Annotated in this window: 15 protein-coding genes; 7 read left to right on the top strand and 8 right to left on the bottom strand. The window is 46.4% G+C overall.

Going from position 1 to position 12,760, the window contains the following annotated elements:
- Positions 1-78: 78 nt before the first annotated feature.
- Together QE390_RS08035 and QE390_RS08030 are read right to left on the bottom strand one after the other, a co-directional pair.
- Positions 79-1,887, bottom strand: a complete 1,809-nt coding sequence (locus QE390_RS08035) for a DNA polymerase III subunit gamma/tau (RefSeq protein WP_307141741.1) — start codon at positions 1,885-1,887, stop codon at positions 79-81.
- 166 nt (positions 1,888-2,053) lie between these two features.
- Positions 2,054-2,683: a Uma2 family endonuclease gene (locus QE390_RS08030; RefSeq protein WP_307141740.1), complete on the bottom strand. Its 630-nt coding sequence runs from the start codon at positions 2,681-2,683 to the stop codon at positions 2,054-2,056.
- Positions 2,684-3,066: 383 nt separating this feature from the next.
- Here QE390_RS08030 and QE390_RS08025 point away from each other — a divergent pair, with 383 nt between their 5' ends.
- The 5 genes from QE390_RS08025 (at position 3,067) to QE390_RS08005 (ending at position 6,872) form a co-directional block, all read left to right on the top strand.
- Positions 3,067-4,239 (top strand): aminotransferase class I/II-fold pyridoxal phosphate-dependent enzyme, encoded by a 1,173-nt coding sequence (locus tag QE390_RS08025; RefSeq protein ID WP_106636488.1) that lies wholly within the window; start codon positions 3,067-3,069, stop codon positions 4,237-4,239.
- 6 nt (positions 4,240-4,245) lie between these two features.
- Positions 4,246-5,121: a prephenate dehydrogenase gene (locus QE390_RS08020; RefSeq protein ID WP_255400684.1), complete on the top strand. Its 876-nt coding sequence runs from the start codon at positions 4,246-4,248 to the stop codon at positions 5,119-5,121.
- A 177-nt stretch (positions 5,122-5,298) separates the two neighbouring features.
- On the top strand, positions 5,299-5,610 hold the full coding sequence (gene rplU / locus QE390_RS08015) for a 50S ribosomal protein L21 (RefSeq protein WP_106636487.1): 312 nt from the start codon (positions 5,299-5,301) through the stop codon (positions 5,608-5,610).
- An 84-nt stretch (positions 5,611-5,694) separates the two neighbouring features.
- Entirely contained in the window at positions 5,695-5,961 is a 267-nt protein-coding gene (gene rpmA, locus QE390_RS08010) for a 50S ribosomal protein L27 (RefSeq protein ID WP_106636486.1), read from the top strand.
- A 365-nt stretch (positions 5,962-6,326) separates the two neighbouring features.
- Positions 6,327-6,872, top strand: coding sequence for a NifU family protein (locus tag QE390_RS08005; RefSeq protein WP_373424537.1), 546 nt, complete (start codon positions 6,327-6,329; stop codon positions 6,870-6,872).
- A gap of 63 nt (positions 6,873-6,935) precedes the next feature.
- Here QE390_RS08005 and QE390_RS08000 read toward each other — a convergent pair whose 3' ends face one another.
- On the bottom strand, positions 6,936-7,703 hold the full coding sequence (locus tag QE390_RS08000; protein WP_106636484.1) for a geranylgeranylglyceryl/heptaprenylglyceryl phosphate synthase: 768 nt from the start codon (positions 7,701-7,703) through the stop codon (positions 6,936-6,938).
- Positions 7,704-7,888: 185 nt separating this feature from the next.
- Complete coding sequence (locus QE390_RS07995) at positions 7,889-8,659, bottom strand: copper homeostasis protein CutC (protein ID WP_307143538.1); 771 nt, start codon at positions 8,657-8,659, stop codon at positions 7,889-7,891.
- Between the two features lie 191 nt (positions 8,660-8,850).
- Here QE390_RS07995 and QE390_RS07990 point away from each other — a divergent pair, with 191 nt between their 5' ends.
- The gene (locus QE390_RS07990) at positions 8,851-9,072 is read left to right on the top strand and encodes a DUF2795 domain-containing protein (RefSeq protein ID WP_093200032.1); all 222 of its coding nucleotides are present in this window, start codon (positions 8,851-8,853) and stop codon (positions 9,070-9,072) included.
- Positions 9,073-9,127: 55 nt separating this feature from the next.
- On the opposite strand, the gene QE390_RS07985 is transcribed toward QE390_RS07990, so the two are convergent.
- The gene (locus QE390_RS07985; protein WP_307141739.1) at positions 9,128-10,675 is read right to left on the bottom strand and encodes a glycerol-3-phosphate dehydrogenase/oxidase; all 1,548 of its coding nucleotides are present in this window, start codon (positions 10,673-10,675) and stop codon (positions 9,128-9,130) included.
- A gap of 145 nt (positions 10,676-10,820) precedes the next feature.
- Here QE390_RS07985 and QE390_RS07980 point away from each other — a divergent pair, with 145 nt between their 5' ends.
- Entirely contained in the window at positions 10,821-11,156 is a 336-nt protein-coding gene (locus QE390_RS07980; RefSeq protein ID WP_307141738.1) for a DUF2085 domain-containing protein, read from the top strand.
- Here the strand turns inward: QE390_RS07980 and QE390_RS07975 are convergent.
- The 3 genes from QE390_RS07975 to QE390_RS07965 are packed head-to-tail and all read right to left on the bottom strand — an operon-like array spanning position 11,153 to position 12,662.
- Positions 11,153-11,914 carry an exodeoxyribonuclease III gene (locus tag QE390_RS07975; protein WP_307141737.1) on the bottom strand — a complete coding sequence of 254 codons (762 nt, stop codon included), beginning with the start codon at positions 11,912-11,914 and terminating at the stop codon, positions 11,153-11,155. The two genes, QE390_RS07980 and QE390_RS07975, sit on opposite strands and share 4 nt — an antisense overlap.
- A 56-nt stretch (positions 11,915-11,970) precedes the next feature.
- Positions 11,971-12,309, bottom strand: coding sequence for a hypothetical protein (locus tag QE390_RS07970; RefSeq protein ID WP_106636480.1), 339 nt, complete (start codon positions 12,307-12,309; stop codon positions 11,971-11,973).
- The gene (locus QE390_RS07965) at positions 12,309-12,662 is read right to left on the bottom strand and encodes a carboxymuconolactone decarboxylase family protein (protein ID WP_307141736.1); all 354 of its coding nucleotides are present in this window, start codon (positions 12,660-12,662) and stop codon (positions 12,309-12,311) included. The genes QE390_RS07970 and QE390_RS07965 overlap by 1 nt, the downstream gene beginning before the upstream one ends.
- Between the last annotated feature and the right edge of the window lie 98 nt (positions 12,663-12,760).

The raw sequence follows: 12,760 nt of genomic DNA, 5'->3' as shown, positions 1-12,760 counted from the left end.
ATGTATTTGGTAAAGGTATTGGTTTGGGGTCGCAAAGATAAGAGAATGAGGGCACAAGAGCGAACGGGCTCTTGTATATTACCAGTCAAAATCCAGTCCCAGCGTATTTTTCAAATCTAGTAAAGCCGGATTTTTATCGGCCAGGTAATTAAACTTTTCAGCCTGGGTGTAAGGTTGACGGCTGGTTTGCTGCTCCAGCACAAAGGCATGAATCTGAATCTGACCGTTCTTCAGCGTTTGCCGGAGATACATTAATAAGTCCGATTTAAGATCGTTTAACAAATCCAGCTGCACCGGGTTATCCACCCCCAGTTGAATCACGTTCCCTTCTATAGTAAAGACTCGATCAAGCATGACTACTTCGCTCATCGAGCCGCCCTGCCGCCGGATTTCCACGAATTCGTGCCAGGCTTTGTGCAGTTCTTCTTCGGTATAAGGCGTATTCTGCCGGACAATGGACTCTTTCTGTTCCGTTGTTACATCCGATTTTTCTTCAAAATTATTAAGATCAATCGTGGCCCTTAAGCGGGACGTAGCGGGCTTAGCCGGACGTGGCGGAGCAGCAACCGAAGTAACCACTGGTTCTTCCACAACCGTCGGAGCGGGCGTTACGGCTACCGCTGGCGTGGGGGGTACCGGAGGTGTAACTACGGGTGCTACCACGGGTGCCGGAGTAGCCACAGGCGGAGGAGTTACTGATTTTTCAGCAACAGGCTCAGGCGTTAACTTTTTTTTTTCGGGCACCTCCCCATTTCCCTGAGCGGGTAACCCGGCCAGGTGTAATACCGAAGGCAGGTGAGCCATCTTGGAGAGGGTAATCTCCACGTGTAACCGCTGCTGCTTGGCCTGTTTATAGGTGATATCACACTGGCTGCCCAGACTCATCGCAGAGAGCAGAAAGGACAGCGACGCTTTTGCCGATTGTTCCAGATAGCGATTCTGCACCGACTCTGATACCTGTAATAAGCTAACCGTAGCGGGATCTTTGCAGACCATCAGGTTTCGGAAGTGTTCGAGTAAGCCGACCACAAACTGATGACCATCAAAGCCTTTCCGCAGGATTTCGTCGAACAATAACCAGGCTTGTGGGACGCTTTCAGCCAGCAAAGCCTCCGTCAGACGGAAGTAATAATCGTAGTCAAGGATATGAAGATTACTCAGAACGTCGTGGTAATGAATCTGACCGTCTTTAGAAAAAGTAACGTTCAAATCAAACATCGACAACGCATCCCGTAGACCACCGTCGGCTTTCTGGGCAATTAACTCCAAAGCGTCGTAGTCGGCCTTGATTCCTTCATTATCTGCAATATGAGCCAGATGGTCAGCCATATCCCGGATCTGAATTCGGTTGAAATCAAAGATCTGACAACGACTCAGGATTGTAGGCAGAATCTTATGTTTTTCCGTCGTCGCCAGAATGAAAATGGCATAACTTGGCGGTTCTTCCAGCGTTTTCAGGAAGGCATTGAAAGCACTCGTCGAAAGCATGTGCACCTCATCAATGATGTACACCTTTTTGCTACCCATCTGGGGCGGGTAACGCACCTGATCAATCAGGTTACGAATGTCTTCCACGGAGTTATTGGAAGCCGCATCCAGCTCATGTACGTTCAGCGAAGCGTTGTTCTGAAAAGCTACGCAGTTTTCGCATTCACCGCAGGGTTCCACGCGGTTATCCAGCCGCAGGCAGTTAATCGTTTTAGCCAGAATTCGGGCACAAGTCGTTTTACCCACTCCACGAGGTCCACAAAATAAAAACGCCTGAGCCAGGTGATTCGTCCGAATGGCGTTTTTTAGCGTCGTCGTAATGTGCGACTGCCCCACCACTGAATCGAAAGTCACCGGACGGTATTTTCGGGCCGAAACCACAAACTGCTTGTCTTCCATGCCGTGAAGTTACGAACGGATTTTCGATTGAGTGTAGGGATCGTTAAAGATTCAGATGCCCTTTTAAGCTAGTGGCCTGACTTTCATTTTAGTATTTCACCTACGTAAAAGCCTCGCTTTTTACACAGAGAAAGCGAGGCTTTTGACTTGCAGGATCACTAAATTCTTACCGAATGGAGAACTCTTCTTCGGGTAAGCCTTCGGTCTGTTCGTAGGCGTCATCCATCAGGATAAATAAATCGATGGTTTTCAGATGCAGCATATCCGAACCGTGCTGAGCCTGATCGGTTAATACCCATTGACCTGATTCATTCTTCCGCCATAACTCTGCATAAAACCGGCGAGAATCAATTACCAGATATTCCTGTAGGGATTCGAGTGCACGGTAATTTTCGAATTTACTACCCCGGTCATAATTGCTGCTTTTCGCAGACATGACCTCAATGATCACTGCCGGGTTGAGTAACGTATCTACCTGGCTATCCGAAAATTCGGGTTCGCCTACGGTAATGGCCAGATCGGGATAGGTATAATAATTGGTCTCAGCTACAAAAATTCGCTGATCGCCCGTAAAGCTGTGACCGAGCCCCTGTTCCTGCAAATGCTCGTCAATGGCTCTTGACAGGTTTTCCTGAATTAAGTTGTGATACTTACCCCCCTGATTTTCGGAAGTAAGTTCATTAAGATCAGTCATGGTAATCATCTGACCATTGAAATATTCGCTTTTTACTGTAGCGGTTCGTTCAGTTTGCAGGTATTCTTCCTGACTAATAAACGTGCGTTGAAGGGTAGCCATAACCGTTCTGAAATTAGAAGTTAATGCTTGATAATTTACCAAAAAAATTTGCCAGCGTTTCCAGTCCTATTGTAAACCGAGGCACGCTGCCTTTCGGGAAGTTGCAAGAGGCACTACCGGAGCTCAGAAGCGGCGAATCATGTCTCTACGTGATTTTACAGTTACCCTTAACATTTCCAGTACATTTCCTTGGCGATTTAAAAAATCCCCAATACTTTTGCTCGGTCTAATTACAACTATGGCAACGATTCTGTACACGGCTTCTTATTATTACTACTACGCCAATGCGTAGAGCCGGGTAGGAAATTGTCTTTTCAAAAAGCATTGCATCATTCCGCAGCCGGCCCGTATGGAGTCGGTTTTTTGTTTTTATACCCAATAACATGGCAACGATTCAGCCCGCTCAGCGGCTCAGTTTGGTACAGGAATACTACTTTTCGACGAAACTCAAGGAAATCGCCGAAATGAAGAGCCGTGGCCTCGACGTGATTAACCTTGGTATCGGCAGCCCCGACCTGCCTCCTTCGTCTCAAACCATCGACGCTCTGAGCACGTCTGCTCAGAACCCCCGCAACCATGCCTATCAAAGTTATGTAGGTTTGCCCGCTCTGCGTCAGGCATTTGCGACCTGGTACCAAACCTATTTTCACGTGGGACTTAATCCAGCGAATGAAATTCTGCCCTTGATTGGTTCAAAAGAAGGAATCATGCACATTGCCATGAGTTACCTGGAACCGGGCACCGTTACGCTCGTTCCTAATCCAGGTTATCCTACGTACAAGGCCGCGTCATTACTGACCGGAGCGGAAGTTCGGGAATACGATCTTTCGGAAGAAAATGGCTGGTTACCCGATCTGAAAGCCTTAGCTCAAACGGACTTATCCAACGTGAAAGTCATGTGGGTAAATTACCCTCACATGCCTACGGGAGCAAAAGCGACACCTGCCTTATACGAAGAGTTAGTAGCATTTGGTAAAGAGCACAGTATTCTGATTGTTAATGATAATCCTTATAGCTTTATTTTAAATAACGAGTACAACAGCATCCTCTCGGTGCCCGGAGCGAAGGAAGTGGCTCTGGAATTAAATTCGCTTTCCAAGTCGCATAACATGGCGGGTTGGCGAATGGGCATGCTGGCCGGTGGTGCGGAGCATCTGGCAAACGTCGTTCGCTTCAAATCCAACATGGATTCGGGCATGTTTTTACCTTTGCAGGAAGCCGCCATTGAAGCGTTGAATAACCCCGAATCGTGGTACGATGAACTGAATGCCATCTACGCCGAGCGTCAGAAAAAAGTATTTGAGTTACTCGACCTGCTGGATTGTAGTTATGATCCCCAACAGACGGGTATGTTCGTCTGGGCTAAGATTCCTTCGACGTATGCAGATGGGTATGCGTTGTCCGACGAAATTCTTTATAATGCCAACGTATTCATTACCCCAGGCGGCATTTTTGGGTCGCAAGGCAATGGTTACATTCGGATTTCGCTGTGTGCAGAAGTATCTGTTTTTGAAGCTTCTATCTTACGAATTCGGCAAACCCGAGGCATTTGCTAAGTCCCATTGTCAACGGAAAACCATAAACTGAAAACTACGAACATGACTGTAGGAATTGTTGGGATTGGCTTAATTGGCGGCTCGATGGCCCTGGCCCTCAAAGAATCAGGCTTTGCAGATACCATCATTGGGGTGGATAAGCAGGTTGAGCACGTCGTGAAGGCTCTTGAACTGAAATTAGTAGATAAAATGGCATTGCTCGACGATGCCATTAACCAATCAGACCTTATTATACTGGCCGTACCCGTTGACGGGCTGCTCACACTACTACCATACGTACTGGACCGGATTGATAAACAAATTGTTATCGATGTAGGATCGACGAAACGTCCGATTGTCGAAGCAGTAAAGAATCATCCGAACCGTCGCCGGTTTGTGGCAACGCACCCGATGGCGGGTACGGAGTATTCCGGGCCTGAAGCAGCCGTTCGGGGCTTATTCACCGGAAAATACAATGTGATTTGCGATGCTGCCGACTCAGATTCGGACGCTGTTGCAACGGTAAAAGAGCTTTATGAATCGATAGGCATGAAGATTACGGAATTCGATTCCGTCTCCCATGACGTACATACCGCCTATATCTCACACATTTCACACATCTGTTCCTTTGCTCTGGCCCTAACCACGCTGGAAAAAGAAAAAGAAGCGAACCGGATTTTTGAATTAGCCAGTTCCGGTTTTGCCAGTACGGTTCGTCTGGCGAAAAGTTCACCCGAAACCTGGATTCCTATTTTCCGTCAAAACCGGGAGAACATTCTGGATGTACTGGATGAATACATCAATAACCTATTGAAATTCAAGGGATTAATGTTGTCCGATAGTTACGACCGTTTTCAGGGTTATCTAAAAGACGCGAATGATATTCAGCGGATTCTGGAGTAGATTTTGAGGGGTTAGGTAGGGGTTGTTAGTGGTTAGCAAATGGATGTAAGAACATCTATGAATTATTTCAAACAACTAATAACCAATAACCAACAACAAATTTTCCCCGCGACTTGCTGATTGTCAAAAGATTTCACTACCTTTGCAGTCCATTTTCAGGACCAAACATAATTTAAAATGTACGCAATTGTCGAGATCGCAGGTCAGCAATTTAAAGTCGAACAAAACCAATACCTCTACACGCACCGTTTAGCGGGTGAGGAAGGTGCTGCCCTTGTGCTGGATAAGGTTCTATTGGTGGACAATGATGGTGCCATTACCGTTGGTGCTCCTGTCGTTTCAGGTGCTAGCGTTAAAGCTAAGATCCTAAGCCACGTTCGTGGTGAGAAGGTCATTGTCTTCCGTAAGAAACGCCGCAAGGGGTATCAGAAGCAAAACGGCCACCGTCAAGACCTGACGAAAATCTTAATCGAAGAAATTTCATTGTAATTGGTTGTAGCGAAGAGTTGAGGAGGTTGGAACGTTTTTCAATAAGCTCAACTATAAACTATTAACTAAAAACCAAACAAGATCATGGCACACAAGAAAGGGGTCGGTAGCTCCAAAAACGGCCGGGAATCGGAAAGTAAACGTCTCGGCGTAAAAATCTTCGGCGGACAAGCAGCCATTGCTGGCAACGTATTAGTTCGTCAACGCGGAACTCAGCACAATCCTGGCCGCAACGTAGGTATCGGTAAAGACCACACACTTTTCGCTTTAACTGACGGTGTTGTAGAATTCAAGAAAGGTCTGAAAGGACGTTCTTTCGTTAGCGTTCTTCCCGTAGAAGCAGAAGCTTAGTCGGTTATCCGTTTTTAGTGAGCTGTTTTCCGTTTACTAAAAACCCGATTACACCAAGCATTGAAAATCCCGTTTGAATGTGATTCAAACGGGATTTTTCGTTTGTTATCATTGGTAGAAACGCGACTTCATCGCATCTGGGTTAGAAATGGAGTGCTATTGGGAATGATGCTACCAGTTCCTCAGCCCGGTAGCCGCAATGAAGTCGCGTTTATACATTTGATTTTCATTACTAAAAACGGATAACCTGAAACCGAAATCTGTAAATTCGTGTTGGATAAACACCTATAACTACAGATATTCCCAGCGTTATGCTCCGACCACAGGTACTTGTCTATACAGAAACGACGCCGAACCCGAATTCCATGAAGTTTGTCATCAACTTCGAACTGGTTCCTGAAGGCGTTTCCTTCGATTTTGCTTCTCCTGAAGAAGCCATCTCTCCCGAAAAAAACTCTCCTTTAGCCGTTGAATTATTCGGCAATGACTGGGTTCAACGGGTATTTATTTCCTATAACTTCGTTACCGTAACGAAAGACGAAGAGACCGAATGGGAAGAAGTGTTATTTGAAACGAAGCAACTCATTAAACGATACATGGATACGGGTAAGCCCGTATTAACCCGTGCCGCCGCCGAAACGCAACACGACGTTATTAATGGTGAGCAGGATTCTGATACCATTGTCAAAATCAAAGCCGTTCTGGATCAATACGTAAAACCAGCCGTTGAAATGGATGGTGGAGCTATTAGCTTCTCTTCATTCCAGGAGGAAACGGGGCTAGTGAAGTTATTATTACAAGGTTCATGCAGCGGTTGCCCCTCTTCCACCATGACCCTGAAAGCAGGTATTGAAACTTTACTAACCCGCATGGTTCCTGAAGTGAAACTGGTAGAAGCGGAAGGCGTTTAAGCCTTTTCTGATATAAAAGTAAAAGCCTGAGTCGTTCGGACTCAGGCTTTTACTTTTTATTACTTACAGATTAACCGCTAGTTTTTCATTCATAGCCCGAACGGTGGCTGCAATTTCGGGTAGTAAGTCTGGATTTTTTTCGATTCCATTTCCTACCACGACTACGTCGGCTCCGGCTTGCAGGGCAATTTTTGCCTTCTGAGCGGAGTCAATGCCACCGCCAATAATCAAAGGCGTTTCTACACTCTGGCGAACGGCGGCGATCATTTCGGGCGTAATACTTTTCAAAGCTCCACTTCCGGCATCCATATACGTTAATCGTAAACCCAGCATTTCTCCGGCCATAGCCGTACAGGCTGCTACTGCGGGTTTATTATTAGGAATCGGCGTAGTGTGCGACATATACGACGCCGTCGTCTGCTGGCCCGCGTCGATGAGCAGGTACCCTGTGGGAAGAATTTCGAGTCCTGATTTTTTCAGCATCGGAGCCGCTACCACCTGCTGCCCAATCAGATATTCAGGATTCCGACCCGAAATTAACGATAAAAACAAAACGGCATCGGCTGAGGGATGCACGTGCATGTTACTCCCCAGAAACAATACCACTGGAATTTTCGTGTATTCCCGAATGAGAGCGATGATTTCACCCATCTGAAACTGCGTAATCAGGCTACCACCCAGAAAGAAAAAATCAACTTGCTCTTCCTGAGCACGCTTCAGCAATGAAGGAAATTCATCCATCCGTACATCGTCTGGATCAATCAATACAGCAAATGCCTTTCGACCTTGTTCCCGAAACGTAATAAACTGATTAAGAATCGGTTTTATCATGAGAGTGCGTATTCAGTTAAACACGAACGCGGTTGAAGGGTAATCTATTGCCTCGACACGTTCCATGGAATAATTGCTCAGAGACCTGGCTGGGTCTATGCCTGATGCTTTTTCAAAAGTACGAACTTTGGCTGGAAATAGCCTTGAAGCTTTTAAATTGCTCGTGTGTAGCCCTACTTTCGACCTTAGTTAGTGGGAGCATGAACCTGTTTTACTACCGCCTGTACCCGTTCCCAATCGGTATAAGAAACGTCATATTCTGGCACGGATGGCACTCCTCCCAGGGCAATTCCTTCTTTGCGGTACATCATCCGGCTATCGCGGCTTACCTTGCCCGATAAATGCAGGGCATCCACTCCCGTATCCAGTAAGGCCTGAGCATTGGCGGCATTAACGCCGCTTCCGGCCATGATTTCAATTCGGCCCGCCGCCTGCGTTACCAATTGTCTGATCAATTCAGCCCCATCGGGAGCTTTATCCTGACAGCCTGAGGTTAAAATCAGTTTACAGCCCGTAGCAATCACGTCTTCCAGAGCCTGAATGGGGTCCTTCACAAAATCAAACGCCCGGTGAAAAGTGACGGGAAGCGGGGCCGCCAGCTCTACTAGTTCCTTCGTACGGGCTACATCCACCTGACCGTCGGGTAACAGAATGCCCAGCACCAGGCCATGAACTCCCGCTTTTTTAAAGGCTTCGATATCCGATTTTATGACTTCATATTCTAAATCATCGTAACAAAAATCACCGCCTCGGGGCCGTAAGATCGCGTTAACCTTTAAACTCACCGACTGTAAGACTTTAAGAGTCAATCCCATGGAGGGAGTGGTTCCTCCTTCAAACGGCGAGGCACATAACTCAATTCGGTCTGCACCGGCCCTTTCTGCAGCAAGACAAGACTCTAAACTGAACGAACAAACTTCTACCTTCCGTAGTTTACTATTTTCAAACGAATGCATTTCGCTCATAATCAATAATTTATAGTTCTTTTGGAGAGAACGCTCTTTTTTTTTAGAAAGGAACGATACTTTTTGGAACGTTTTTTATTTTATTCGGGCGAAAAATAGGGGTAAGTCAGTTACGAAAACAAAAAAGACTTACTTTTGCAGTCATTTTTCTGGACCCATTATATCATTAGGAGGGAAAACGCATGTATTGGACCCTTGAACTTGCTTCCTACTTGGAGGATGCTCCGTGGCCTGCAACTAAAGATGAACTTATTGACTACGCTATCCGCACGGGTGCTCCCCTGGAAGTAGTTGAAAACCTTCAGGAACTTGAAGACGACGGTCAACCTTACGAAAGCATTGAAGAAATCTGGCCGGATTATCCGACAAAAGATGACTTCTTCTTCAACGAAGACGAATATTGATCTTCGCTGATTATTAAGCTCTTGGTCAGGCCCGAATTAATTCGGGCCTTTTTTATTAGGCTTGTAATAGCTTTTCTACCTGTGCGTACGTCTGTTGGGTGGCTTTTTCATCCATCAGGCCCAGTCCTAATCGACGATACAGAATATCTTCGGGCGTGCAGGCCATTTCCTGTTGCCGGGCAAAAACGACTTCAGCCCGAATAAAGGGGTGATTCTCCACTAAAAGCTCCTTCAAAGCGGAATTTTCACGCGTTAAATCAGCGACGTTCCGGGCTTCCGTTCCGTAAGTTCGGGCCAGATGCCGGGCAATTTCTTCCGTGAATTGATATTCTTCCTGAAGTTTCAGAAATAAGTCTGGTGTATAATTTTCAGCCCCCGACAAGAGGTATTTTTCCGTTACACAATCCCGATTTCGGATTTTTAATACCTCACAAACGGCATCAATGGTATCACTCGCCATGAGTCGATAAGTAGTCCATTTTCCGCCCAGAATGCTGATTAACTTCGTTTTATCATCAATTTCTACTTCGTGATCCCGTACCAGCGATTTGGTTTCTCTGGCAAACGTGGCTTCAATCAGGGGTCGCTGTCCGGTAAAACCTGCTTTTACTTCTACTTCCGTAATCGGCTTCTGTAAATACCGATTTACGTAGTCAATGAGATACTGCTTTTCTGCTTCCGTTGGCAGGGGCCGTTCGTTGAGTTGATCTTCCAGATCGGTAGTTCCGACTAATACCTGCTCTTTCCAGGGAATAAGAAACAGTACGCGTCCATCATCCGTTTTAGGGACCAGAATGGCCGTATTACCCGGCAAATGTTCTTTCTGCAATACAATGTGCGAACCTCGACTGACCCGCATGCGGGGTTGAGCTTTGCTAGAAGCCATCGTACGGATATGATCCGCAAACGGCCCGGTGGCATTGACAAAGACCTTGGCGGTCAAGCTATAATTTTTACCCGTTAAAGTATCCTGCACTTCCAGTTTACGAAGCTTCCCCGACTTGGAATACCCAAACTCCAGAGCTTTCGTATGATTTATTACCACTGCTCCTTCCTTAGCCGCCGACTTAATCAAAGCCAGAGCAAAACGAGCATCATCCAACTGTCCATCGTAATACAGAACGGCACTGTGCAAATGCTGGGTCTGTAACTGAGGAATTAACTCTATTACCTTCGATTTCGATAACCAGCGGCTCGGCTGAATATTCCGGCCACCAGCCAGCCAGTCGTACATCTTCAAACCAATGGTATAATACAACCCTTCCCACCAGTTATGGCAAGGCGTCAATAAAGCCAGCGGACGCGTGAGGTGAGGAGCGTTTTGAAGTAATGTCCGGCGTTCGTGCAGAGCTTTCCGCACCATACGAAACTGATCGGGACTCAATTGCTTCACGGCCTGCTCCAGATACCGAACACCGCCGTGAATAAGCTTGGTTGATTTCGATGATGTTTGGGCGGCAAAATCCTCCTTTTCAATCAGGCAGACCTTTAGCCCTCGCAAAGCGGCATCCAGAGCACAACCGGCTCCTGTAGCCCCTCCGCCAATGATACACACATCAAAAGGCTCTGCCGAAAGCTGTTCTAAAAAAGCGGCACGATTCATAGCAAAGAAGGATGAGATTCTTCAGCGATATAGAGCTTTTTCAGCATTAATTTAGTACTTACCGACGTTTTTATCAGAAAAATTTGATAAAAAAGCCTATTTCATGCGTAATTCATTGCTAAACGTTTAACTCATCCCTTTCGGTATGTTCGCCTGTCACCGTCGTCCCGACCGCTCTTTTTTCTGGCAAGGAAAGCCATTTCCCGTCTGTGCCCGCTGCACGGGTTTGTACCTAGGCTATGGGTCAGGTATAGTGCTGGCTTTGTTTTTCTGGTCCTGGGTATCTTACGCAGCCATTCTGTTACTCATTCCTTTAATCGTCGATAGCCTTACCCAATCCTGGCAGTGGCGAACCAGCACCAATCCTTTACGGTTCATCACTGGATTACTCGGCGGCATAGGAATCATCGGTTTTACCCTTGCTCTGGCGTATTCGGCGGCAGTATACCTGCAATCGTATTTTTCGTCCACGAGTTATTAATCAATCTCCAGCATAACCGGGCAATGATCTGAATGCTTCACCTCCGACCAGATCGCGGCATCTTTTAATCGGTCACGTAAGGGCTCTGAAACCAGATGGTAATCAATTCGCCAGCCCAGGTTTTTACCCCGTGCCCCGGCCCGGAAACTCCACCAGGTGTATTGATGCGGTTCTGGATGAAAATGGCGGAAAGAATCGATAAATCCGCTTTCGAGGAAGCTACCCATCCAGGCCCGTTCTTCCGGTAAAAAGCCCGAGGAGTTCGCGTTGGATTTGGGGTTATGAATATCAATGGGCTGATGACAGATATTGTAATCGCCGGAAATAATCAGATTGGGGATTTCCTTTTTTAGTTCATTGATATAATCCTGAAAATCACGCAGAAATTCCATCTTGAAAGCCTGACGTAACTCGCCACTCGAACCCGAAGGCAGGTATAAACTGATGAAGGAAAAATCTTCGAAATCAGCCCGTAAGATCCGCCCTTCGTGGTCGTAAATTTCGTTACCACAACCGTATGCTACGTGTTTAGGCGTGTGTTTCGTTAATAAGGCGACCCCCGAATACCCTTTCTTCACTGCCGGATGCCAATACAGTTGATAACCCATCTTTTCGAAAATGGTATTATCAAACTGATTCTGATCCGACTTTACCTCTTGTAGAGCAACAACATCGGCATTGGTACTTTCCAGCCATTCCGCAAAACCCTTGGTCATGGCCGAGCGAATGCCGTTTACGTTGTAGGTAATCAGTTTCATAGCAAACAATAGGGAAAAGGAAACCTGCCGCCTGAACGACGACAGGGCTTTAATGATTAAATCTGTTCTCTTTCGAAATATTCTAATACATGCTGTTTCAGCAATTCTTCCTGACTTAATAAATCGACGAAAGGCAGCGGTTTAGCTAGTTTCCAGTGCGGCCAACCTTCAGCATCGAGTCCTTCAAGTTCATAATAACCACTGTAGCTCAATACTTTACAAACGGCGATGTGCATCAGGTCCTGCTTCTGTTCTTTGGTAAAAAACTGGTGGCCTTTACCCAGTTCCTGCACGCCGATGAGAAACAGAACACCGTTTAAATCGTTGGGGCGTTTCCCAATCATGCTTTCCAGCCGATCGAGCAAACTTTCCCATTCCTGATCTTTTTCTTTCATTAGGCTTCGGTTTTACTACTCTGCAATTCGTCCCAATATTCCACCGCCCGCCGCAGGTGAGGAATCACGATGGTTCCGCCAATGACGGTTGCAATGGAAAAAACTTCCTGCATTTCGGATTCCGTAACCCCCAGCTCGTGGCATTTACCCAGGTGGTATTTCACGCAATCGTCGCAACGCAACACCATTGAACAGGCCAAGCCGATCATTTCCTTGGTTTTGCTGGAAACAGCTCCTTCTGAATATGTATTCGTGTCAAGATTAAATAAACGTTTGATAACCAGGTTATCAGAGCCCAAAATGCGTTCATTCATTCGGCTCCGGTATTCGTCGAATTGTTCTACGAGTGACATTTGTTGTTAATAGCTAGTATGAAGTAAACGCTGAAACACAGCCTTATCTATTTTCCGGTTCGGATTACTTAGTCAATGGTAATCTCACTTTCCGTTTT

The sequence above is a fragment of the Siphonobacter sp. SORGH_AS_1065 genome, assembly GCF_030818595.1.
Classification (GTDB): domain Bacteria; phylum Bacteroidota; class Bacteroidia; order Cytophagales; family Spirosomataceae; genus Siphonobacter.
The sequence above is the reverse complement of the archived record's forward strand: the minus strand, read 5'-3'. Positions and strand labels throughout refer to the sequence as shown.